Origin of the sequence: Sphingomonas sp. GM_Shp_1, assembly GCF_026540895.1 — a bacterium.
GTDB lineage: Bacteria > Pseudomonadota > Alphaproteobacteria > Sphingomonadales > Sphingomonadaceae > Sphingomonas.
The window spans coordinates 1-22,311 of sequence record NZ_JALNUR010000030.1 but is presented as its reverse complement, the minus strand read 5'-3'; the positions used below and the strand labels follow the sequence as shown (position 1 = coordinate 22,311).

Genomic DNA, 22,311 nt, shown 5'->3' with positions numbered 1-22,311 from the left:
TTTCCGTAATTCGGTAAGACCCGAAAACTTAGCGCGAATAGAATTCGACGACCAGGTTCGGTTCCATCTTCACCGGATAGGGCACCTCGTCCAGCGTCGGCACGCGGGTCAGGGCGACCTTGGTGTTGCCGTCGGCGGTGACGTAATCGGGCACTTCACGCTCGGCGAGCTGCTGTGCTTCCATGACCAGCGCCATTTCGGTCGCCTTCGAGCCCAGCGAGATCTCGTCGCCGACGAAGCAGCGACGCGACGCGATGTTGCACTTCACGCCGTTGACGCGGATGTGGCCATGGCTGACCAGCTGACGCGCGGCGAAGATCGTCGGCGCGAACTTGGCGCGGTACACGATCATGTCCAGACGCTGCTCGAGCAGGCCGATCAGGTTCTGCGAGGTGTCGCCCTTCATGCGGGCGGCTTCCTGGTAGCAGGCCTTGAACTGCTTCTCGGTCACGTCGCCATAATAGCCCTTCAGCTTCTGCTTGGCGCGCAGCTGCAGACCGAAGTCCGACATCTTGCCCTTGCGACGCTGGCCATGCTGGCCGGGGCCGTATTCACGCTTGTTGACCGGGCTCTTGGGGCGACCCCAGATGTTCTCGCCCATACGGCGGTCGAGCTTGTACTTCGCGCTCTGACGCTTCGACATGTGTATTCCTTAGCAACTACGAACAACGTTGGTCCCGGTATCGCACCATGCCAGTCTTTGTGGGACAAGCGCAGGCCCACCGCTTCACCGGGATGCGGGGGCAATTGCGAAGCGGCGCGCCTAGCGGAGGGGCACGCCGGAGTCAAGCGAGGCGGTCAGGCGCGGCGGGGATCAGTTGCCCTGCGCGGTGGTCATGCGACTGGCCGCATCCTCGACATCCTTGCGCGCATTGGCGGCGATCATGTCCCACTCCTCGCGCGTGTGGCAGACGCGACGACCGGCGAGCCGCGACCCCGTGGTCCCCTCGCTGCGGCAGATCGTCCTTTCCTTGGCCTTGGGCGCGACAGGCGTCGCTTGGGCCGGGGGTTGGGCCAGCTGCCCCGTCAGGGCCAGCAACAGCAAACCGGTCAGCATCGTCCTATCTCCCGTCGGAACAGCATGTTCGGCAAGCTAACGCGATCCGTCGCCCCATCGCAAGCCGGGCTGGACAGCAAGGACGCCGCCCGGCAGAGCCGTTCCCATGACCCAGATATTCGCCGGACCCGATTGCACGACCATGGCGGAGGTCCGTGCGGGCGTCGACCAGCTCGACCGGGAGCTGGTGGCGATGCTCGCCCGCCGCTTCGCCTATATGGACGCCGCCGCGCGGATCAAACCCACCCGCGACCGGGTGCGCGACGAGGACCGCAAGACCCAGGTGATCGACCAGGCCTGCGCCGAGGCGAAGCGACTTGGCGTGCCCGAGACGGTCGTGGCGGAGATGTGGGAAACGCTGGTCGAGGGATCGATCGCCTATGAACTGGCGGCGTTCGACCGGACGCGCGGGTAAGCGCCCGCCTAATCCCACCGCCGTTCAGCCTGAGCGAAGTCGAAGGCCAAGGGGAACCCTCTGCCAAACACTCCGATCGGCGTGGGCTTCGACTACGCTCAGCCCGAACGGAGCGATGGCCACTGGGCTGAACGTCCGCCCCTTACCGCTGGCGGGGCCGCGCCAGCGTCGACAGCACGCCGCGCAGCGTGCGGATTTCCTGGCTCGACCAGCCCGGCTTGGTGAGCAGGGTGCGCAGCGTGCGCTTGGTCGCGGGCGTGCGATCCTCCGGGAAGAAATAGCCCGCGCCGTCCAGCATCTCTTCCAACTGGCCGATCATCCCGTCCAGCTCGCCCTGCGGCGCGACCTCCGGCAATGCGACTTCGGGCGGCTGGGCCAGTTCGACGCCCTTGGACCATTCATAGGCAATCAGGATCACCGCCTGGGCGAGGTTCAGGCTGCCGAATTCCGGGTTGATCGGCACCGTCACGATCTTGCGCGCGATCGCGACATCGTCGGTCTCCAAGCCCGAACGCTCCGGCCCGAACAGGAAGGCGGCGCGGCCGGTCGCATCGGCATGGATTTCGCGCGCGGCCTCTTCCGGGGTCACGACCGGCTTGGTCACACCACGCTTGCGCACCGTGGTGGCATAGACCTGAGAGCAATCGGCGACCGCGTCGGCGACGCTTTCATACACCTTGGCCTGTTCCAGCACCACGTCAGCACCCGACGCGGCGGGCCCCGCCTGCGGATTGGGCCAGCCATCGCGCGGGGTGACGAGGCGCATCTCGACCAGCCCGAAATTGAGCATGGCGCGCGCCGCCTTGCCGATATTCTCGCCGAGCTGCGGGCGGACCAGGACGATGACGGGGGGTTGGGACTTGTTCACGGTCACTCTCTCGTTCGCCCTGAGCGAAGTCGAAGGGCACGTTCCGCGCGCGGTATCGCGGCTTCTTTCAGCGCCGTCCAGTCGGTTGCGATCAGGGCGGCTTTCTTGGCGCGGGACCAGCCCTTAATCTGGCGTTCGGCGGTCAGGGCTTCGTGCCGAGAAGGGAAATCCTGGGACCAGCCCAGTGTGACCGGGCGGCGGGTCTGGGTGTAGCCTGGGAGTTCGCCCGATTGGTGCTGGCCGATGCGGAGTTCGAGATTGTCGGTGTGGCCGGTGTAATAGCTGCCGTCGGAGCAGAGCAGGATGTAGCAGTAAAAGGCCATCTCGCTTCGCCCCCGGCTAATGACTCGGCGATGGTATCGCGAAGGGCCTACTGGGCAAGGGCCTCCCTTGGGCTTCGACTTCGCTCAGCCTGAACGGAGGTGGGGAATAGTGGCTTACACAAACAGCCGTTCAGGCTGAGCGAAGTCGAAGCCCACGCCCGGACCTCACCAACTCACTCCCCCTTGGGAGCCACCTCTTCCACCGTCCCGGCGAACGCCTCGAAATCCTTGGCCTCCCCGAACTCGCGATACACGCTGGCGAACCGGATATAGGCGACCGAGTCGAGTCCCTTCAGCCCCTCCATCACCATCTCGCCAATCCGCTTGGACGAAACCTCGCCCTCGCCGCTCGTCTCCAATTGCCGCTGGATGCCCGAGACGAGCTTCTCCACCCGCACCGGGTCAATCGGGCGCTTGCGCGTGGCGATGGCGATGGAGCGAAGCAGTTTCTCGCGATCGAACGGCTCGCGCCGATCCTCGCTCTTCAGCACGAACAGCTCGCGCAGCTGGATACGCTCGAACGTGGTGAAGCGCGCGCCGCAGCCTTCGCACTGGCGGCGGCGGCGGATGGCCGCCCCGTCTTCGGTGGGGCGGCTGTCCTTTACCTGACTGTCTTCATGGCCACAAAAGGGGCAGCGCATTCAGATCTTCTTCTTGGCCTTGAGATAGGCATAGCCGGCACCCGCCGCCGCGCCGAAGATCGGGCCGACGAACGGCACCGGGATCGCGACGACCGCGCCCAGCGCGCCCCATTTCGCCATGCTCTTGCCGAGGCCGGGGGTCGACTTGATGTCGCTCTGCACCTCGGAGAATTTCTGGTCGAACTTGGCCATGCGAATACGTCCTTATCCCTGATAGATCGGAAAGCGTGCGCAAAGCTCACGCACACGGGCACGAACGTTCGCCTCGACCTCGGGGTCCCCATGCTCGCCCTTGGCCTTCAGACCGTCGAGCACATCGGCGACCATATGGCCGATCTGCTCGAACTCCGCGACGCCGAAGCCGCGCGTGGTCCCGGCGGGCGAGCCGACGCGGATGCCGCTCGTCTTCATCGGGGGCAGCGGATCGTTGGGAATGCCGTTCTTGTTACAGGTGATGCCCGCCCGCTCCAGCGCCTCGTCGGCGTCGCGGCCGGTGATGCCCAGCGGGGTCAGGTCGACCAGCGCCAGATGCGTGTCGGTGCCGCCCGCGACTAGGTTCGCGCCACGCGCCTTCAGCGTCGCCGCCAGCATACGGGCATTCTCGACCACCGCCGCGATATAGGTCTTGAAATCGGGCTGGAGCGCCTCGCCGAACGCGACCGCCTTGGCGGCGATGACGTGCATCAGGGGGCCGCCCTGAAGGCCGGGGAAGACCGCCGAGTTGATCTTCTTCGCGATGGCTTCGTCATCGGTCATGATCATGCCGCCACGGGGCCCCCGCAGCGTCTTGTGGGTGGTGGTGGTCACGACATGGGCGTGGCCGAACGGGGTCGGGTGCAGGCCGCCCGCGACGATGCCCGCGAAATGCGCCATGTCGACCATGAAATAGGCGCCGACCTCGTCCGCGATGGCGCGGAACTTGGCGAAGTCGATGACGCGCGGATAGGCGGAGCCACCCGCGATGATGATCTTGGGCTGGCACTCGCGCGCGATGCGGGCGACCTCGTCATAGTCGATCAGGTGCGTCTCGGCGTCGACGCCGTACTGGACCGCGTTGAACCACTTGCCCGACAGCGCCGCCTTGGCGCCGTGGGTCAGGTGGCCGCCCGCATCGAGCGACAGGCCCATGATCGTGTCGCCGGGCTTGGCCAGCGCCAGCATCACCGCGCCGTTCGCCTGCGCGCCCGAATGCGGCTGGACGTTGACGAAGCCGCAGCCGAAAATCTGCTTGGCGCGGTCGATGGCGAGTTGCTCGACCTCGTCCGACGGCGCGCAGCCCTGGTAATAGCGCTTGCCCGGATAACCCTCGGCATATTTGTTGGTGAAGACCGAGCCCTGCGCCTCCATCACCGCCTTGGAGACGATGTTCTCGCTGGCGATCAGCTCGATCTGAGTCTGCTCGCGGTCCAGCTCGTGCGACACACCGGCGAAGACGGCGGGGTCGGCATCGGCGAGGGTACGGGTGAAGAAACCGGCGGGCTGGACGTCGTTAAGCGTGCTCATGGGGTGCGTATCCTCGGGCGTTCAATTCGGGTGCGTTCAATTCTGGGCAAGCGCGGCGGTGGACAGCATGTCGACGCGACGCTGATGACGTCCGCCCTCGAACGGGGTGGACAGAAAGGCCTGGAGGCAGGCCTTGGCCATTTCCTCGCCGATGACGCGCGCGCCCATGGCGATGGCGTTGGCGTCGTTATGCTGGCGGGCGAGCGCGGCGGACAGCGGCTCGGACACCAGCGCACAGCGGCAGGCAGGGTTACGGTTGGCGGCAATCGAGATGCCGATGCCCGAGCCGCACAAGGCCACGCCGCGCTCGGCGCGACCATCGGCCAGCGCGTCGCCGACCGCGCGGCCGAAATCGGGATAGTCGACGCTGGCCGTGCCGTCGGTGCCCAAGTCGAGCACGTCATGCCCCTCGGCGCGCAGCCAGTCCGCCAGCACGGTCTTCAACGAGACGGCGGCATGATCGGATGCGATCGCGATGCGCATGGGACGGGCGCTCCTGGCAGGGTGGGAATGGAATGGGTGCGCCTTTACGCGCGCACGGGACGAATGGCTACCCCTTGGGCGAGGGAACGTGAGCATGCGTCGAACGGTTCTGCGCCCTATGAAGCGCCATCTCATTCTCGCCGCCCTTGCCACCATGTCGACCGGGCTGACCGCCTGCTCGCGCGAAACGCCGGAGGTGGTGAACAACACCACCGCCGCCTCGGTCGGCGGGCCCAGCGCGACCGCCACGGCGGGACCGGCGGGTGACGGATCGACCTTCAGCGGCGTGCCCAAGGCCAAGGCGCCGGACTATGTCGGTCGCTGGATCGGGGTGGAGGGCATGGTCCTGGACGTGAAGCACGCCGCCACGCCGGGCCGCTATCGCCTGGAGATGCAATGGGACCTCGACCATAAGGGCGAGTTCAAGGGCGATGCGGTGGGCGACACCATCGTGTTCGAGCGCAACGGCGTGCGCGAGACGCTGCGCCCCACGAACGGCGATGCGACGGGGCTGAAATATCTGGCCGGTAAGACACAGTGCCTGACGGTGAAGACCGGCGAGGGGTATTGTAAGAAATAAGCCCATTCCTCCCCGGCACGGGGAGGGGGACCATGCGAAGCATGGTGGAGGGGGAGCGCCACACAGGACGCCCCTTGTGGATCCCCCCTCCGTCAGGTCGGCGGCCTGCCACCTCCCCGTACCGGGGAGGAGTAACCGGACTTACGCCGCCATCCTCAGCTCAAGTCGCTCCCAAATCTCGACCAGCGCCGCGACCAGTTCCGCCATCATCGCCTCGTCATGCGCGGGACCGGGCGTGAAGCGCAGGCGTTCGGTGCCGCGTGGGACGGTCGGATAGTTGATCGGCTGCACGTACACGCCATACTCGGCGAGCAGGATGTCGCTGATCTTCTTGGCCTTGACCGGGTCACCGACCATCACCGGTACGATATGCGTCTCGCCCAGCATGACGGGCAGCCCCGCCTCGCGCATCATCGCCTTCAGCTGGGCGGCGGCGGCCTGCTGCCCCTCGCGCTCGACCGAGCTTTGCTTCAGATGGCGCACGCTCGCCAGCACGCCCGCGACCAGCACCGGCGACAGCGAGGTCGTGAAGATGAACCCCGGCGCATAGGAGCGGATCACGTCGACGATCATCCGGTCGGCCGCGATATAGCCGCCCATCACCCCGAACGCCTTGCCCAGCGTCCCCTCGATCACGGTCAACCGGTGGGCGACGCCGTCGCGCTCCGAAATGCCGCCGCCGCGCGCGCCGTACATGCCGACCGCGTGCACTTCGTCCAGATAGGTCAGCGCGTTATACTTGTCGGCGAGATCGCAGATCGCCGCGATCGGGGCGATGTCGCCCTCCATCGAATAAACGCTCTCGAACGCGATCAGCTTCGGGACGCTCGGGTCCGCCGCCGCCAGCAATTCCTCAAGGTGGGCAAGGTCGTTGTGACGGAAGACCTGCTTCTCGCAACCCGAATTGCGGATGCCCGCGATCATCGAGGCGTGATTCAGTTCGTCGGAGAAGATCACGCAGCCCGGCAGGATCTTGGCGAGCGTCGCCAGCGTCGCCTCGTTGGAGACATAGCCGCTGGTGAACAGCAACGCCGCTTCCTTGCCGTGCAGGTCGGCGAGTTCGCCCTCCAGATCGACATGATAATGCGTGTTGCCGCCGATATTGCGGGTGCCGCCCGAGCCCGCACCGACGTCATGCAGCGCTTCCTCCATCGCGGCGATGACCTTCGGATGCTGTCCCATCGCCAGATAGTCGTTGGAACACCAGACGGTGATCGGCTTCGGCCCGTTATGTCCGGCGAAGCAGCGCGCATTGGGGAACATGCCCTTGTTGCGCAGGATGTCGATGAAGACGCGGTAACGTCCCTCGGCGTGCAGGCGGTCGATCGCCTGGGTGAAGACGCGGGAATAATCCACGCGCGCGTCCGTGCCCTCGATGCTCATGGGATCGCAATGTAGGCGGATGCGCCCGACGATGCGAGTCGATAACGGCACTGACTGTGATCGATCATGGTGGACATATTGTCCCACGGATGGAAGGGTTCCTGATGCGGATGGTTCGCAACGTTCCGCGCCCTGCCTCGCCTCCGTTGGCACTGAGCGAAGTCCAAGTGTATGGGATGAATTTGCGGCAAGGCTTTCCCTTGGACTTCGACTTCGCTCAGCCTGAACGGAGGTGGCGGTTCATGGGCGGGGCTTGAGAGGGCTGCTTACAGCGCCTCGATCCGCGTGAAGCCCCGCGCCGCCAGCCCCGGTCGCAACGCGGCCTCGCGCTCGCCCAGATGCGTGAACACCGCCACCCCCTCGCCGGGCGAGTCGGGCCAGCCCTGCCCTTCGGTCAGGAACGCGATGCGCCGGGCGATTCCCGGTCCGCCATCGACGAAGCGCACCGGCCGGGGCGAAGCTGCCGCCAGTTCCGCCTCGACCAGCGGGAAATGGGTGCAGGCATTGACGATCACGTCGATGGCCTCGCCCCCCTCCTGCCCGAATAGCCCGTCCAGCACCGCCACGAAGGACTCGGGCGACAACGGTTCGCCGCGCAGCTTCGCCTCAGCCAGTTCGACCAGCTCCGCCGAGCCATGCCGGATCACCCGGCAATCGCCCGCGAACCGTGCCGCGAGATCGTCGACATAGGCCTGCCGCACCGTCGCGCGGGTGCCGAGCACACCGATGACCCTCGTCTCGCTCATCGCCGCCGCGGGCTTGATCGCGGGCACCGTGCCGACGACGGCCAAGTCGAGCGCGGCGCGCACGGCGGGCAGCGCAATGGTCGAGGCGGTGTTGCATGCGATGACGATCAATCGCGGTCGATACCGCTCCGCCAGCCGCCCGAGCAGCGCGGGGACGCGGCCCGCAATCTCCGCCTCGCTCTTCTCGCCATAGGGGAAGCCCGCGCTATCGGCGACATAGACGAAGGGCGCGGTCGGCAACGCCGCGCGTGCAGGGCCCGCGATCGACAGTCCGCCGACGCCGGAATCGAAGAACAAAATGGGTCGCGCGTCGCTCATCGCGGCCTTGTAAGCGGCTTGGCCGAGCGAAACCAGCGCGTCGCCGGATTGGACAGGCGATGGCCGATGTTCTATGTCTGTCCCGGAGCACAGGGGAAGACTATTGCCGACCGAAATCATCTGGGGGCCGCCGACCTGGGCCTTGCTGATCGGCTATCTGCTGGGATCGATTCCCTTCGGCATCATCCTGACGCAGGCGACGGGCGCTGGCGACCTTCGCAGCATCGGTTCGGGCAATATCGGCGCAACCAACGTGTTGCGCACGGGCCGCAAGGGACTCGCTGCCGCGACCCTGATCTTGGACCTGTTGAAGGGCGTCGCCGCCGTGCTGATCGTCCGCCACTGGCTGCCCGGTGAGGAAGTGCTGGCGGCGGCGGCGGCGTTCATCGGCCATTGCTATCCGATCTGGCTGAAATTCCGGGGCGGCAAGGGTGTCGCCACGCTGATGGGCGTCGTCACCGCGCTCTACTGGCCGCTGGGGGTCGTCTATGCGGTGGTGTGGCTGGGGCTGCTCGCCACCATCCGCATCTCGGCAGTGGCGGGGATGGCGGCGGCGATCAGCGCGCCGCTCGCCGCGGCGGTGATGGGGCGGTTCGACCTGGTCCTCCTGCTGATCGCGCTGGCGCTGATCGTCATCTGGAAGCATGGCGCCAATATCGAGCGGTTGCTCGCCGGGACCGAGCCGCGCATCGGTCGCAAGAAACCGTGAGCGACGCCCGGTTCGCGCAGCTTCGGCTGTTGCGGACGCATGGCATCGGGCCCGTCACCTGGCGGCAATTGATGGCACGCTTCGGCGATGCGGCGGCGGCGCTGGAGGCGCTGCCCGGTCTTGCTCGGCGTGGCGGCGGCGAGGCTCCCAAGGCCGCCGATCCGGCGCTGATCGCCCGGGAGGTCGAGGCGGTCGGACGGCTCGGCGCGCGGCATGTGCTGTTGGGCGAGGCCGATTATCCCACTTTGCTGGCGGAACTGGATACCGCCCCGCCCGCGCTGATCGTGCGCGGCGACATGGGGCTGGCGCAGCGCGGCGGAGTGGCGCTGGTCGGCGCTCGCAACGCCTCCGCCGCGTCCTGCCGCTTCGCGCGCGGATTGGCGCACGACCTCGCCTCGCACCGCGTCCCCGTCACGTCGGGCCTAGCGCGCGGGATCGACACGGCGGCGCATATCGGCGCGCTGGAGGGCGGGACGATCGGCGTCATCGCCAGCGGCATCGACATCGCCTTCCCGCCCGAAAACGCACGGTTGCAGGAGGAGGTGGCGACGCGCGGCCTGCTGATCGCCGAACAGCCGCCGGGGACGCAGCCGCTCGCCCGCCATTTCCCCTCGCGCAACCGCATCATCGCCGGGCTCGCCCAAGGCACGGTGGTGGTCGAGGCCGCGCCGCGTTCCGGCTCGCTCATCACCGCACGGCTCGCGGGCGAGGCGGGGCGTGAGGTGATGGCGGTGCCCGGTCACCCGGCGGACCCGCGTGCGCAGGGATGCAATATGCTGATCCGCGAGGGCGCGACGCTGATCCAGTCGGCGGGGGACATATTGGAGCAGATCCGCCCGATCGACCCGCGCATGGTCCGCGCGCCGGGCAGCATCTATACGCCGCCGCTTCCTCAGGAGGCGAGCGATGCCGATCGTGCCCGCGTGACCGACCTGCTCGGCCCGGTGGCGGTGAGCGTCGACGAACTCATCCGCCAGAGCGGGCGGCCCCCGGCGATCGTCCAGACGATCCTCCTGGAACTGGAACTCGCCGGGCGGCTGGAGCGCCATGCCGGGGGCCGGGTGGCGCTGGCATGATCCACACCAACCGCCTGACCTGCGTCCCGAGGCCAGCTCGACACTCATGTTACTGCTTCTTCCCTCTCCCTTGGATAGGGGAGAGGGTTAGCGGAGCTTGCCAGCCTGCTGGCTAGCGCAGCTTGGGTGAGGGGTTGAGCGAGCCGCAGGCGCGCGCGCTCTTCGAGCGCAGCACCCCTCACCCAGCTCCGACTAAGCCTTTGCTGTGCAAAGCCTAAGTCTGCGCAACCCTCTCCCCTCTATGAGGGGCGAGGGGAAAGAAGGGCATATCTGAATGTCGATCGGCCCTAATACGTCGCGGATTTCGACGCCTTTGCCGCGATGGTCTCCGATCCGATCGTGGTTCGTCACGCCGGCAAGCCCATGACGGGCGAGGAAGCCTGGATGCGGCTGCTGCGCTATATCGGGTACTGGTCGATGTTCGGCCACGGCCTGTTCGCGGTGCTGGACCGGCCGAGTGGACGGTATCTCGGCGATACCGGGACCAGACGGTCCACCGCCTGATCCGCACCCATCCCTGAGGCCGATCACTCCGCCCGGCAGAGCGCCGTCGTATCACCCGTCGCACACAGCGTCGCCGCCGCCACCAGCCCTTCGGCCCAAGCCTCGGCCTGCGGCGTCGCAGGGCCGCGAATCGCGGCCTGGATGTTATGCATTTGCTCCCCACCGGTCACAAAGCGCCCGACGACCAGTTCCGCCAGCCCCGTCTGCGGGTTGCGCGGACAGGTGACGCGCAACGTCACCGATTCATGCCCGGCCAGCGGGGTATCGCGCGCCTCGCCGACCACCGCACCAGGACAGCCGCGCTGCATCGACTGAGCCCAGATCCCGGCATAACGGCGCGGCCCCATGCCCGGCTTCCATCCCAGTTGCAGGATCGTCACCATCCGGGTCCAGCGCTCGACCGTCTCGCCGCGCGGCACATATTCGCGGATCGGCGCGGGACCCCGCCCGGCAAAGCCCAGCACGAAATCGGGCGCGGGCGGCGGAGCGATATGTTCGGCGACCGGCGCGGCATCCGCCAGGCCGAGCAGCAATCCCAGGATCAACACGGCACTTCCCCTTCCCCCAACGGTCCCCAGCCTATGTGCCCTTGCATCATGACGCCCGCAAGGCGACATGATGGACGTGGCGGCCACCCGCTTGACGGCCCCCCGCCCCCTCCCCATCCTCGCGTACACACGTAAGGGACTTAAGCTTACCACTCATGCAGCTTGTCATCGTCGAATCGCCCGCCAAGGCGAAGACCATCGAGAAATATCTGGGTTCGGACTACCGCGTCCTGGCAAGCTATGGTCACGTCCGCGACCTGCCGCCCAAGGACGGATCGGTCGACCCCGACCAGAATTTCGCGATGGAGTGGGAAAACTACGCGGACAAGGCGCGCCAGTTGAAGGCGATCGCCGACGAGGCCAAGAAGGCCGACCGCCTGATCCTGGCGACCGACCCTGATCGCGAAGGCGAGGCGATTTCCTGGCACGTTCAGGAGGTGCTGAAGAACCGCAAGGCGCTGCCCGACAAGGTCGAGCGGGTGACGTTCAACGCGATCACCAAGCCCGCCATCCTCCACGCGATGCAGAATCCGCGTGAGCTGGATACCGACCTGATCGACGCCTACCGGGCGCGGCGTGCGCTCGACTATCTGGTGGGCTTCACCCTGTCCCCGGTACTGTGGCGCAAGCTGCCCGGTGCCAAGTCGGCGGGCCGCGTCCAGTCGGTGGCGCTGCGCCTGATCGTCAGCCGCGAGCGCGAGATCGAGGCATTCCGCCCGCAGGAATATTGGTCGGTGACGGCCGATATGGAGCAGGACGGCACGCCCTTCGTCGCGCGCCTGGTCCAGTGGGAGGGCAAGAAGCTCGACCGCCTGTCGATCGGCAACGAAGGCGACGCGACCCGCGCCAAGGCGGATGTCGAGGCGGGCCGTTTCCAGGTCCAGTCGGTCGAGACCAAGCCCGCGACGCGCAACCCGCCGCCGCCCTTCACCACCTCCACGCTGCAACAGGAGGCCGCACGCAAGCTGGGCTTCTCGGCCGATCACACGATGCGGATCGCGCAGCAGCTCTATGAGGACGGCGCGATCACCTATATGCGTACCGATGGCGTCCAGATGGACGGGTCGGCCATCTCGGCGGCGCGCAAGGCGGTGGCCGAGCGCTATGACGCGTCTTACGTCCCCGACAAGCCGCGCATGTACCAGTCCAAGGCGAAGAACGCCCAGGAAGCGCACGAAGCGATCCGCCCCACCGACTTTTCCCGCGACCGGGCGGGCTCGGGCGATCATGGCCGCCTCTATGACCTGATCTGGAAGCGTGCACTGGCGTCGCAAATGGCCTCGGCGCGGATGGAACGCACCACCATCGACATGGCCGACGGCACCGGTCGCCACGTCCTGCGTGCGACCGGCCAGGTGGTGCTCTTCCCCGGCTATCTGGCGCTCTATGAGGAAGGCCAGGACGACAGCCAGGACGAAGAGGCGCGCCGCCTCCCCCGCCTGCGCGAGGGCGATGCCCCCGCCAAGAAGGAAGTGAAGGCCGAACAGCACTTTACCCAGCCGCCGCCGCGCTTCTCCGAGGCGTCGCTGGTCAAGCGGATGGAGGAACTCGGCATCGGGCGTCCGTCCACCTATGCCTCGATCATCAAGACGCTGAAGGACCGTGCCTATGTCCGCGTCGAGAAGAACCGCTTCTTCGCCGAGGAGAGCGGGCGGCTGGTGACGGCGTTCCTGGAGCGCTTCTTCGAGAAATATGTCGGCTATGACTATACCGCCGAGTTGGAAGAGGAGCTGGACGACGTGTCCGGCGGCCGCGCCCAGTGGCAGGCGGTGCTCGACGCCTTCTGGCGCGACTTCAAGCCGCGCACGTCCGAAGTGATGGAGCAGCAGCCCTCGGCGATCACCGCCGAACTGGATCAATTCCTGGCGCCTTACCTGTTCCCCGAAAAGGCGGACGGGTCGGACCCGCGTCTCTGCCCGAACTGCGGCGAGGGCAAGCTGGCGCTGCGCGGCGGCCGATTCGGCGCGTTCATCGCCTGCTCCAACTATCCGGAGTGCAAATATACCCGCCGCTTCGCCCAGGGCGGCGAGGGTGCGGGCGAGGATAGCGGCCCCGAAACGCTGGGCCAGGACCCGGAAACCGGCCTGCCCGTCGAGCGCAAGTCGGGGCGTTTCGGCCCCTATATCCAATTGGGCGAGGGCAAGGACGCCAAGCGCGCCTCCATCCCCAAGGATGTCGATCTCGACCTGGAATGGGCACTCAAGCTGCTCAGCCTGCCGCGCACCATCGGCAATCATCCGGAGACGGGCGAGCCGATCACCGCGTCGATCGGGCGCTATGGTCCCTATCTGGCGCATAACGGTAAATATGCGCGGCTGACGTCCACGTCGGAAGTGTTCGAAACGGGCATGAACGCAGCGGTCGTCAAGCTGGCCGAGGCGGCGGCGGGCGGCGGGCGCGGGGCGCGCACGACCGCGTCGCGCGAACCGCTCAAGGTGCTGGGCAAGCATCCGCGCACCGAGGCGGAGATCAAGCTGATGGAGGGGCGCTATGGCCCTTACGTCACCGATGGCGAGACGAATGCGACCATCCCCAAGACGGTCGACAAGGATCGACTGACGCTGGAAGAGGCCGCGCAACTGATCGACGCGCGGGCGGCGGCGGCTCCGGCACGCAAGAAGCCGGCGAAGAAGGCCGCAGCCAAGAAGGCACCTGCCAAGGCATCGGCGGACAAGAAGACGCCGGCCAAAAAGGCTCCGGCGAAGAAGGCGGCCTCGAAAAAGACGGCGGCCAAGGCGACGGCGGGCGAAGGCTGATCCCGGCCTTCCCAACCGGGGCAGTCAACGCGCAGTCGTGAGAGGGGTCAGGCCGCGCGCATCTGCTGCGTGCCGCCCTGAAGAAAGGCGCGGGCCTGACGCTGCGCTTCGGCGATCTCGCGCGCCGTCATGTCGCCGGCGATTTCCGCGCGTGCGACCTGCCCGGGCAGGAAGCCCGCGACCGCCGCCAGATTGAACCATTTGTGCGCCTCGACCAGGTCGATGCCCGTACCGCCCGACCCGGTCGAATAGGCGACCCCCAGATCGTACAGGGTCGCGCCGTCATCGCTCGCGACCCGATCGGCATACCGGCTTTCCATCAGGAAATGCGCGGACTTGCTGCTATTGGCCATGTCCCACCCTTTTGCCGGACATCCTGTGTCCGAGGGTCAGTCTATGGCCAAAACGGTCACAAATTGGTTAACCATCCGAGATCGCGATATTGTCGATCAGTCTGGCCGACCCCATGCGGGCGGCGGCCAGCAGGCGACGTGGGCGGTCGGCGGCGGGATCGGGGACCAGGGTCTCGGCATCGGCCAGCGCGACATAATCCACCTCGAACCCGGCGGCGGTCAGCGTGGCGCGCGCATCGGCCAGAACGGTGGCGACATCCTCCCCCCGCCCGATCGCGCGGGCCGCGACGCCCAAGGCGCGGGGCAGCGCGACGGCCTTGGCCCGCTCTTCCTCGTCCAGATAGATGTTGCGCGACGACAGGGCGAGGCCGTCATCGTCGCGCTGGGTCGGCACGCCCACCACCTCGATCGGAAAGTCCAGATCGGCGACCATGCGACGGATCACCGCCAGCTGCTGGAAATCCTTCTCGCCGAAATAAGCGGCATCGGGGCCGACCTGGTTGAACAGCTTGGCGACGACGGTGGCGACTCCGTCGAAATGGCCAGGGCGCGATTCGCCGTCAAAGCCCTCGCTGACGCCCGCGACGCGGATATTGGTCGCATGCCCCTCCGGGTACATGATCTCGACGCTGGGCATCCAGACCAGGTCGCATCCCGCCTCGTTCAGCATGCGCAGGTCGGACGCTTCGCGCCGGGGATAGCGGCCCAGATCCTCGCCCGCGCCGAACTGCTTCGGGTTCACGAAGATCGACGCGACGACCTTGGTCCCCGGCCGCTTCGCCGCCTCGATCAACGCGATATGACCAGCATGGAGCGCGCCCATGGTGGGCACCAGCGCCAAACGCGCGCCTTCGGCCCGCATGGCGGCGAGCGCCGCGACCAAGGCTTCGCGATCCCGAATGACTTGCACTGATTTTACCCCTCGTTCCCCAGGCCCAGGGCTTCTATGAAGGGTGGCAACGGGGATCAATAAGGAAGCGACGAGTTGCCGGAACGGCTATCTTCAACCCATGTGATCGTGTTTGCCAATGAAAAGGGTGGCACTGGCAAATCGACGACGGCGGTTCACGTGGCCATCGCTCTGGCCGCGAAGGGCGCGCGCGTGGCGTGCCTTGATCTGGATCACAGGCAGCGGACCGTTGGCCGATATCTCGACAATCGGGCAGAGACGATTCGGCGCACCGGCCATGCCCTGCCCATGCCGGTCCATGCGACGCACAGCAGCCAGACCGAGGAGGGATTCGAGGAGCTCTGGTTCTCTCTCTCTCAGGACGCCGACTTCCTGATCGTCGACACGCCCGGCCGCGACGACCATTTCGCGCGCACCGCGGCGGCGCTGTCGAACACGCTGGTCACGCCGATGAACGACAGCTTCGTCGATTTCGACCTGATCGGCCAGGTGGACCCGGAGACGTTCCAGGTCACCCGCCCCAGCTTCTATTCCGAATTGATCTGGGATGCGCGCAAGCAGCGGGCGCGGGCAGACGGCACCACCATCGACTGGGTCGTGCTGCGCAACCGGCTTCAGCATATCGAGGCGCGCAACATGCGCCGCGTGTCCGACGCGCTGGTCCAGTTGTCGCGGCGGGTCGGCTTCCGGGTGATCCCCGGGCTGGGCGAGCGCGTCATCTATCGCGAGATGTTCCCCAACGGCCTGACCATGATCGACGCCAAGGAATTCGGCGCGATGGGGCTGGGCCATGTCGCCGCGCGGCAGGAATTGCGCGAGATGATGGCGGCACTGCAACTGCCCGAAGCCTGGGCGGAAGAGGGAACGCCGGACGCGAAGGCCGCCGCCGCCGCCAGCCCGGCGGCATGACGGCGCGGCGGATGCTCGGCGCGTGAAATGGCTGATCGCGCTGGCGGTGATCTGGCTGGTGTGGCGCTACATGCCGCGCCCTTCCAAGTCCGCCCCCAGGCCCCGCCTGCCGCGTGACGAGGCGGAGGCGCTGGCGATCCTCGACCTGCCGCCGCACGCCGATGCCGATGCGATCCGCCAGGCGCATCGGCGGCTGGTGGCGCAGGTCCATCCCGATCGCGGCGGCTCGGCCGATCTGACGCGACGGGTGAATGCGGCGCGCGACCTGTTGCTGGACCGCCGCGATGGGTGATCGGGGGGCCGAACGGGTCGCCGCGATCCACCCCAGTGCCTGCCGCGAATATGATGTGCGCGGCACCGTGCCCGAGACGCTGGACGAAGGCGCGGCCTATGCGGTCGGACGCGGCTTCGCGACGCGGGTGCGGCGGGCGGGCGGCACCCGCGTCGCGGTGGGACGCGACGGGCGATTGAGTTCGCCCGCGCTGGAGGCCGCGCTGATCGAGGGACTGACCGACAGCGGCGTCGACGTCGTCCGGCTGGGCCTGGGTCCCACGCCGATGGTCTATTTCGCCGAGGCGACCCTAGGGGTGGACGGCGCCGTACAGGTAACGGGCAGCCATAATCCCCGCGACGACAATGGCTTCAAGATGGTCCTTCGCCATCGCCCCTTTTTCGGCGAGGACGTGCAGGACCTGGCCCGCATGGCCACCGCGCGCGACTGGACGCAAGGGGCGGGCGTGGTCGAGGATCGCGACATTCTCGACGCCTATGTCGACCGGCTGATGGCGGGCTATGCGGGCGGCGAATATCGCATCGGCTGGGACTGCGGCAGCGGCGCGGCGGGCCCGGTCGTGGAAAAGCTGGTCCAGCGCCTGCCGGGTGAGCATCACACGCTGTTCACCGATGTGGACGGTCATTTCCCGCATCATCACCCCGATCCGACGGTCGAGGCCAATTTAGAGGCGCTGAAGGCGCTGGTCGCCGAGAAGCGGCTCGATTTCGGATTCGCTTTCGACGGCGATGGCGACCGGATCGGCGCGGTCGATGGTCGGGGGCGGGTGATCTGGGGCGACCAGATACTGATGCTGCTCGCCGGCCCCGCCCTGGCCGAGCATCCCGGCGCCCCGATCGTCGCGGACGTGAAGGCCAGCCAGGCGCTGTTCGACCATATCGCGGCGCTGGGTGGACAGCCGGTGATGTGGAAGACCGGCCACAGCCTGATGAAGTCCAAAATGGTCGAAACCGGCGCTCCGCTGGGCGGCGAGATGTCGGGGCATATGTTCTTTGCGGGCGAATGGTACGGCTTCGACGATGCGCATTACGCCGCGATCCGCCTGATCCGCGCCGCCCATCTGGCGGGCAGATCGATGACCGAATTGCGCGGGGCGATGCCCGCCATGGTCGATATTCCGGAAACGCGTATCGGCGTGGCGGAGGCGGACAAGTTCGCCATGGTCGAGCGGGTCGCCGAAGCGCTGAAGGCCGAAGGGGCGGAGGTCAACGCCACCGACGGCGTCCGGGTGCGGACGGCGGATGGCTGGTGGCTGTTGCGCGCGTCCAATACCCAGGCGGCGCTGACCGTGCGCGCCGAGGCGGGGGATGCGGACGGGCTGGCGCGGGTGCTGGCGGATCTGGACCGGCATTTGTCGGCACAGGGGGTTCGGCGGTAGCGGTTGACCCTTGGCCTTCGACTGCGCTCAGGCTGAACGGAGGTTGGGTTGCTTGGCTGGAATTCCCTCACTCCGTTCAGCCTGAGCGCAGTCGAAGGCCAAGGGAATCCCGATGGACGGGGACCAAGGCCCCCGCCCCCACGCGTCAAATCTCCGCGATCATCCCGGACAGCACCTCCAGGCACGACACGCCCAGTTTGGCCGAACGCTCGCCCGACCAGCCATGGACGGCGTCCGGGTTGGGATCATGGTCCTTGAACGGCATTTCCAGCGTCACCGACACCGCGCCGAAGCGCTCGGCGACCTGGTTGGTCGACATGGCAAGATTGGCACGACCCGCGCTCGCCTTTTCATAGCCCATCTGGGTCTGGAAGTCGGGCGTATGCCCGGCCAGGCGGCGGCCATATTCATAGAATTTGGCGCCATGTTCCTCGGTCCAACTGGGAATGCCCTCGAACCCCGCGATGAAGTTCGCCGGGATCGCCTCGTCCCCGTGCACGTCGATCGCGAAGTCGACGCCGGTCCGGTCCATAAGGTTGCGCACGCACAACACTTCGGGGCTGCGCTCGGGCGTCGGGTCATGCCATTCGCGGTTGAGATTCACCCCCGCCGCATTGGTGCGCAGATGCCCGCGCCGCGTGCCGTCCGGGTTCATATTGGGCACGACATGCACGGTCGCCGCCGCCAGCAGCTTCGCTGCCGCCGGGCCCGTCAGCCAATCGAGCGCGCCTTCCATCCACCATTCGGCCATCGATTCGCCGGGATGCTGGCGGGCATAGAGCCATACCTGCTTGGGGCCGGTACCGATTCGGAAATAATCGATCGGCTGACCGTCCAGGCTCTGGCCGATTTCCTCATGATGGACGCCCCTGGCCGCGATCCGCGCGACCAGGTCGTGGTGCCGCTCCATCGTATAGGGCTCGAAATAGGCGAACCAGGCGAGATCGGTCTCGCCCGTCCACTGCCACTCGATCACGCCATCGGCATAGGTCGTCGGCGTCATCCGCCAATCCCGCCGATCGGTGGAGGCGCGGACGTGGTAGCCGGGCCAGCCTTGCGGAAAGGCCGACCCCGCACCGTTCAGGATGCGGAAGGTGAGCGTCCGCCCCTTCGCCCCGCCGACGCGGAAATAGAACCACTGATAGAAGTCCGAATCCGTGTCGGCGACGATCTCCAGATCGACCCGGTCGCCCTCGACGCCCACGACGCGGATATTGCCGCCGTCGAATGCGGCATTGATGGTCAGCGTCATGCCCTTACTTCACCTCGACCGTGCGACCCGACTCGCCCGGGAATTTGGTGAACAGCGCATCGGCCAGCTTCGCCGCCTGCGCCTGGGCATCGACCCGCGCCAGCGCCTCGACCGGCGCGATGTTGCGGGCGCTGCCTTCCCAGATGGGCGACTGGTCGACGCGGCGCTTGATCTGGACCGACAGTTCGGTGCCGATGATCTCCTGCGGACGGCTCTTGCCGATCGGGAAGCTCAGGCCGCCGCCCAGGCCGACACCGCCGCCGCGACCGCCCGAGAAGCTGCCGCCCCCCAGACCGATCGAGAAGGGCGAGGGGCGCGGCGGGCCCAGCCGGTTGGCGCGGGTGAAGGCGACGGTCGCGATGAAGTCGGGCTGCGCATCGCCCTGCGCCACCGAATAGCCGTTGCGCAGAAGCGCGGTTTCCACCGCGGCGGCATAGGTCTTGAACTCGATGCTGGCGGGGCCGGTGTTGGACAGCGGCTCGACCCGGATCGTGCCGCGCGCGATCGGCTCGCCCAGATGATAGCGAATCACCTCGGTCGGCGGCAGGCGTCCGCCCGTGGTGGAACAGGCGGCCAGCGTTCCGGCGGCGGCCGCGAGGATCAGGAGCGAACGGGCTTTCATGGACAGGAGCACCTTGGAGGATGTTACGGATGGGCAACGCATGACATATGGGGGTTGATCCGGCGGCGGAAGAGCCTGTGTGGATCGTGACGCGCCTGTCATCCCCCGGCCGGTCCTGCCCCAACCTTGACTTGGCGGCCCTTTGTCACTAGGCGGCGACGCTTTCCAGATCACCCTCCAATTCAAAAGAAGCGAATCGATCATGAAGATCCGCAATTCCCTGAAGTCGCTCAAGGATCGTCACCGGGACAACCGCGTGATCCGCCGTCGCGGCCGCACCTATGTCATCAACAAGACCAACCGTCGTTTCAAGGCGCGCCAGGGCTAATCAGCCCTGATGCCGATCGATTCGAACGGGACGGGCACCCTGCCCGGACTGCGTGCCGATCGGCCGACCGCCGTCATCTTCGACGTCGGTCGCGTCCTTTACGACTGGGATCCCCGGATCCTGTATCGGCGCCTGATCGCGGACGATCGGGCGCTCGATGCGTTTCTGCGCGATGTCGTCACGACCGAATGGCATTTCCAGCATGATGCGGGACGCGACTTCGCCGACACCTCGGCGGAGCTGATCGCGCTGTACCCGCAGCATCGCGATCTCATCGCCGCCTGGGGTCCGCGGTTCAACGACAGCATCGGCGATCCGATTCCGGGGATGCACGAACTGGTCGCCGAACTCGATTCGGCGGGCGTGCCCCTGTTCGCGATCACGAACTTCAGCCATGAATTCTGGCCGCCCTTCCGCGCGCGCGAAGCGGCGCTGTTCGACCGGTTCCGCGATATCGTGGTGTCGGGAACCGAGAAGCTGGTGAAACCCGACCCCGCCATCTACGCCCTCGCGCTCGCCCGTTTCGGGCTCGAGCCACATGAGGCGGTGTTCATCGACGACAATCGCGCCAATATCGACGCGGCGGCGGCGATGGGAATACATGCGCTGCACTTCACCGATGAGGCAACGTTGCGACCTCGGTTGCGGGCGCTGGGATTGGTTGCCTAGGCCGGGCGTCATCCCATGCGCTTCGACTCCGCTCAGCGCGAACGGCGGAAGCGGATACTATTCCAACATTCGTTCAGCCTGAGCTTGGTCAAAGGCCACGCCCAACCCTCATCCCTCCAACGACGCCATCTGCGTCTGATTCGCCTGCATCGTCTCGGTTTCCAGCAGTGCCGGATCGAAATGATCCCCGACCATCTGATCGGTGACGATCACCGTCGTGCCGACCGAGGTGACCGCGAACAGCTTCTTGGCGAAGGCGGTGGGCAAGCGGATGCAGCCATGCGAATCCGGGAAGCCGGGATTGTTGCCCGCATGGAGCGCGACGCCGTCCCAGGTCAGCCGCTGCATGAACGGCATGGGGGCGTCGTTATAGAGATTGCTGCGATGCATCTCGCGCTTCTGCAGGATCGGGAAGACGCCGGTCGGCGTGTCCTTGCCGTCCTTGCCCGTCGATACCGAGGCGGCGGCGATCATCGCGTCGCCACGATAGACATAGGCACGCTGCATCGGCAGGCTGACCACGACCGTCACCGGCTGCGCGACCGGGTCGACCGCCGTCATCTGCGGATCGGTCCAGACGAATCGGTTGGGGGCCAGCGCGGCGGCGGCCTGGGCGACCGTGACGGTGCCCGGCCCCTCTTCGGCGATGGCGGGCACGGCGAAACCCAGCGTCGTGGCGCCGAGCAGGGCGGCAAGAACGAGAGCCTTCATATCCCTTTTCCTTGGCGAGTTCATAATTTCTTAAACCCGTCAATAGACAATTTGTGCCGAGCGAAATTTTTTGCGCTGGGGCGGAACTTTCGCCGAATCGATGGAACCAAGCGATCAACCGAGGCGGGATGGGCAGAAAAACCGCCCCTTCTCTGCTACATCGGAGTCGCGGGATTTCTGGGGTTTGAAGGATCATAATGTTCGAAAATCTGGACGCTGCGCCGGGTCGGCGCGCGCTGCTGAAGAACGCGCTGGTCTTGGCCGGTGCGCTCGCGGTTCCGGGGGCGGCAGGTGCTCGCGAACGGCTGACGGCCGGTGATTTGCGGCCCGTTCGCCAGCCGCCGCTGCCCAGCCATCCGACGATGCCCTCGCCCATTCCGGCGCAACCGATCCTCGCCTCGTCGCGGGTGGTGCGTCCGGCGCTGCTGCGGGCCGCGATGGCCTCGCTGCAACAGCATGGCTCGCGGGTGCGCCAGCGCGACCGGATGGCGATCGTCGATTTCGCGGTCGGCTCGTCCGAACCCAGGCTCCATCTGGTCGACCTGGTCAGCGGCAAGAGCACCTCGCTGCTCGTCTCGCACGGCAGCGGGTCGGACCCTTCGCACAGCGGCTATCTTCAGCGCTTTTCCAATGCGTTCAACTCGAACGCCAGCAGCGAGGGCGCCTTCCTGACCGACGATTATTATGTCGGCAAGCATGGCCGGTCGCAGCGTCTGATCGGGCTGGACCCGACCAACGACAACGCGCTGGGTCGCGCGATCGTGGTGCATTCGGCCTGGTACGCCAATCGCGACATGATCAAGACCCACGGCATGCTCGGCCGCAGCCAGGGTTGCTTCGCGGTCGGCGAAAGCGATCTGGACCGGGTGTTCGCCAATCTCGGCCCGGGCCGGATGATCTACGCCGCCAAGGTGTGATCCAATCCTCCCCAAGCTCCGCTTGGGGAGGGGGACCGCGCCCTTCAGGGCGTGGTGGAG

General features: G+C 66.9%; 28 protein-coding genes. 12 read left to right on the top strand and 16 right to left on the bottom strand.

Annotation, left to right across the window (positions count from 1 at the left end):
• Positions 1-28 precede the first annotated feature (28 nt).
• Both rpsD and OXQ33_RS13830 read right to left on the bottom strand, forming a co-directional pair.
• Positions 29-643, bottom strand: coding sequence for a 30S ribosomal protein S4 (gene rpsD / locus OXQ33_RS13835; RefSeq protein WP_267435281.1), 615 nt, complete (start codon positions 641-643; stop codon positions 29-31).
• A gap of 171 nt (positions 644-814) precedes the next feature.
• Positions 815-1,057, bottom strand: coding sequence for a hypothetical protein (locus OXQ33_RS13830; protein WP_267435280.1), 243 nt, complete (start codon positions 1,055-1,057; stop codon positions 815-817).
• A 106-nt stretch (positions 1,058-1,163) separates the two neighbouring features.
• Here OXQ33_RS13830 and OXQ33_RS13825 point away from each other — a divergent pair, with 106 nt between their 5' ends.
• Positions 1,164-1,472 carry a chorismate mutase gene (locus tag OXQ33_RS13825; RefSeq protein WP_267435279.1) on the top strand — a complete coding sequence of 103 codons (309 nt, stop codon included), beginning with the start codon at positions 1,164-1,166 and terminating at the stop codon, positions 1,470-1,472.
• Between the two features lie 142 nt (positions 1,473-1,614).
• On the opposite strand, the gene OXQ33_RS13820 is transcribed toward OXQ33_RS13825, so the two are convergent.
• From OXQ33_RS13820 to rpiB, 6 genes are all read right to left on the bottom strand, one after another.
• The gene (locus OXQ33_RS13820) at positions 1,615-2,346 is read right to left on the bottom strand and encodes an RNA methyltransferase (RefSeq protein WP_346015355.1); all 732 of its coding nucleotides are present in this window, start codon (positions 2,344-2,346) and stop codon (positions 1,615-1,617) included.
• Positions 2,343-2,663, bottom strand: coding sequence for a GIY-YIG nuclease family protein (locus OXQ33_RS13815; protein ID WP_267435277.1), 321 nt, complete (start codon positions 2,661-2,663; stop codon positions 2,343-2,345). The genes OXQ33_RS13820 and OXQ33_RS13815 overlap by 4 nt, the downstream gene beginning before the upstream one ends.
• A gap of 173 nt (positions 2,664-2,836) precedes the next feature.
• Entirely contained in the window at positions 2,837-3,304 is a 468-nt protein-coding gene (gene nrdR / locus OXQ33_RS13810; RefSeq protein ID WP_058716666.1) for a transcriptional regulator NrdR, read from the bottom strand.
• Complete coding sequence (locus OXQ33_RS13805; protein WP_267435275.1) at positions 3,305-3,496, bottom strand: hypothetical protein; 192 nt, start codon at positions 3,494-3,496, stop codon at positions 3,305-3,307.
• A 12-nt stretch (positions 3,497-3,508) separates the two neighbouring features.
• Positions 3,509-4,807: a serine hydroxymethyltransferase gene (gene glyA, locus OXQ33_RS13800; RefSeq protein WP_267435274.1), complete on the bottom strand. Its 1,299-nt coding sequence runs from the start codon at positions 4,805-4,807 to the stop codon at positions 3,509-3,511.
• 36 nt (positions 4,808-4,843) lie between these two features.
• Positions 4,844-5,290, bottom strand: coding sequence for a ribose 5-phosphate isomerase B (rpiB, locus tag OXQ33_RS13795; protein ID WP_267435273.1), 447 nt, complete (start codon positions 5,288-5,290; stop codon positions 4,844-4,846).
• Between the two features lie 118 nt (positions 5,291-5,408).
• On the opposite strand from rpiB, the gene OXQ33_RS13790 reads away from it, so the two are divergent.
• On the top strand, positions 5,409-5,870 hold the full coding sequence (locus OXQ33_RS13790) for a hypothetical protein (protein WP_267435272.1): 462 nt from the start codon (positions 5,409-5,411) through the stop codon (positions 5,868-5,870).
• A gap of 141 nt (positions 5,871-6,011) precedes the next feature.
• Here the strand turns inward: OXQ33_RS13790 and hemA are convergent, their stop codons facing one another.
• Positions 6,012-7,253 carry a 5-aminolevulinate synthase gene (hemA, locus tag OXQ33_RS13785; RefSeq protein ID WP_276040229.1) on the bottom strand — a complete coding sequence of 414 codons (1,242 nt, stop codon included), beginning with the start codon at positions 7,251-7,253 and terminating at the stop codon, positions 6,012-6,014.
• Positions 7,254-7,519: 266 nt separating this feature from the next.
• Positions 7,520-8,317 (bottom strand): glutamate racemase, encoded by a 798-nt coding sequence (gene murI, locus OXQ33_RS13780; RefSeq protein WP_267435270.1) that lies wholly within the window; start codon positions 8,315-8,317, stop codon positions 7,520-7,522.
• 103 nt (positions 8,318-8,420) lie between these two features.
• Between murI and plsY the strand changes: the two genes are divergently transcribed.
• The 3 genes from plsY to OXQ33_RS13765 all read left to right on the top strand — a co-directional run bounded on the left by plsY (position 8,421) and on the right by OXQ33_RS13765 (position 10,606).
• Positions 8,421-9,026: a glycerol-3-phosphate 1-O-acyltransferase PlsY gene (gene plsY / locus OXQ33_RS13775; RefSeq protein WP_267435269.1), complete on the top strand. Its 606-nt coding sequence runs from the start codon at positions 8,421-8,423 to the stop codon at positions 9,024-9,026.
• Positions 9,023-10,102: a DNA-processing protein DprA gene (dprA, locus tag OXQ33_RS13770; RefSeq protein ID WP_267435268.1), complete on the top strand. Its 1,080-nt coding sequence runs from the start codon at positions 9,023-9,025 to the stop codon at positions 10,100-10,102. The genes plsY and dprA overlap by 4 nt, the downstream gene beginning before the upstream one ends.
• 339 nt (positions 10,103-10,441) lie before the next feature.
• The gene (locus tag OXQ33_RS13765; RefSeq protein ID WP_267435267.1) at positions 10,442-10,606 is read left to right on the top strand and encodes a hypothetical protein; all 165 of its coding nucleotides are present in this window, start codon (positions 10,442-10,444) and stop codon (positions 10,604-10,606) included.
• A gap of 23 nt (positions 10,607-10,629) precedes the next feature.
• Here the strand turns inward: OXQ33_RS13765 and OXQ33_RS13760 are convergent, their stop codons facing one another.
• Positions 10,630-11,154 carry a hypothetical protein gene (locus tag OXQ33_RS13760; protein WP_267435266.1) on the bottom strand — a complete coding sequence of 175 codons (525 nt, stop codon included), beginning with the start codon at positions 11,152-11,154 and terminating at the stop codon, positions 10,630-10,632.
• Between the two features lie 155 nt (positions 11,155-11,309).
• On the opposite strand from OXQ33_RS13760, the gene topA reads away from it, so the two are divergent.
• The gene (gene topA, locus OXQ33_RS13755; protein ID WP_267435265.1) at positions 11,310-13,910 is read left to right on the top strand and encodes a type I DNA topoisomerase; all 2,601 of its coding nucleotides are present in this window, start codon (positions 11,310-11,312) and stop codon (positions 13,908-13,910) included.
• A 47-nt stretch (positions 13,911-13,957) separates the two neighbouring features.
• Here the strand turns inward: topA and OXQ33_RS13750 are convergent, their stop codons facing one another.
• Both OXQ33_RS13750 and panC read right to left on the bottom strand, forming a co-directional pair.
• Positions 13,958-14,263 carry a hypothetical protein gene (locus OXQ33_RS13750; protein WP_267435264.1) on the bottom strand — a complete coding sequence of 102 codons (306 nt, stop codon included), beginning with the start codon at positions 14,261-14,263 and terminating at the stop codon, positions 13,958-13,960.
• 67 nt (positions 14,264-14,330) lie between these two features.
• Positions 14,331-15,173: a pantoate--beta-alanine ligase gene (gene panC, locus OXQ33_RS13745; protein WP_267435263.1), complete on the bottom strand. Its 843-nt coding sequence runs from the start codon at positions 15,171-15,173 to the stop codon at positions 14,331-14,333.
• A 75-nt stretch (positions 15,174-15,248) separates the two neighbouring features.
• Here panC and OXQ33_RS13740 point away from each other — a divergent pair, with 75 nt between their 5' ends.
• The 3 genes from OXQ33_RS13740 to OXQ33_RS13730 are packed head-to-tail and all read left to right on the top strand — an operon-like array spanning position 15,249 to position 17,752.
• A complete protein-coding gene (locus OXQ33_RS13740) occupies positions 15,249-16,082 on the top strand; it encodes a division plane positioning ATPase MipZ (RefSeq protein WP_267435262.1) in 834 nt (277 codons plus the stop codon).
• Positions 16,083-16,104: 22 nt separating this feature from the next.
• Positions 16,105-16,374, top strand: coding sequence for a DnaJ domain-containing protein (locus tag OXQ33_RS13735; protein ID WP_267435261.1), 270 nt, complete (start codon positions 16,105-16,107; stop codon positions 16,372-16,374).
• Positions 16,367-17,752: a phosphomannomutase/phosphoglucomutase gene (locus tag OXQ33_RS13730; protein WP_267435260.1), complete on the top strand. Its 1,386-nt coding sequence runs from the start codon at positions 16,367-16,369 to the stop codon at positions 17,750-17,752. Before OXQ33_RS13735 ends, OXQ33_RS13730 begins: the two co-directional genes overlap by 8 nt.
• Before the next feature lie 145 nt (positions 17,753-17,897).
• On the opposite strand, the gene OXQ33_RS13725 is transcribed toward OXQ33_RS13730, so the two are convergent.
• On the bottom strand, positions 17,898-19,004 hold the full coding sequence (locus OXQ33_RS13725; protein WP_267435259.1) for a M14-type cytosolic carboxypeptidase: 1,107 nt from the start codon (positions 19,002-19,004) through the stop codon (positions 17,898-17,900).
• Positions 19,005-19,008: 4 nt separating this feature from the next.
• Complete coding sequence (locus OXQ33_RS13720) at positions 19,009-19,626, bottom strand: DUF4136 domain-containing protein (protein WP_267435258.1); 618 nt, start codon at positions 19,624-19,626, stop codon at positions 19,009-19,011.
• Positions 19,627-19,828: 202 nt separating this feature from the next.
• On the opposite strand from OXQ33_RS13720, the gene ykgO reads away from it, so the two are divergent.
• A complete protein-coding gene (gene ykgO, locus OXQ33_RS13715; RefSeq protein ID WP_003046794.1) occupies positions 19,829-19,954 on the top strand; it encodes a type B 50S ribosomal protein L36 in 126 nt (41 codons plus the stop codon).
• 9 nt (positions 19,955-19,963) lie between these two features.
• The gene (locus OXQ33_RS13710; protein ID WP_267435257.1) at positions 19,964-20,623 is read left to right on the top strand and encodes an HAD family phosphatase; all 660 of its coding nucleotides are present in this window, start codon (positions 19,964-19,966) and stop codon (positions 20,621-20,623) included.
• A 108-nt stretch (positions 20,624-20,731) separates the two neighbouring features.
• Here OXQ33_RS13710 and OXQ33_RS13705 read toward each other — a convergent pair whose 3' ends face one another.
• On the bottom strand, positions 20,732-21,334 hold the full coding sequence (locus OXQ33_RS13705) for a L,D-transpeptidase family protein (protein ID WP_267435256.1): 603 nt from the start codon (positions 21,332-21,334) through the stop codon (positions 20,732-20,734).
• 197 nt (positions 21,335-21,531) lie between these two features.
• On the opposite strand from OXQ33_RS13705, the gene OXQ33_RS13700 reads away from it, so the two are divergent.
• Positions 21,532-22,251, top strand: a complete 720-nt coding sequence (locus tag OXQ33_RS13700; protein WP_267435255.1) for a murein L,D-transpeptidase catalytic domain family protein — start codon at positions 21,532-21,534, stop codon at positions 22,249-22,251.
• Positions 22,252-22,311 lie beyond the last annotated feature (60 nt).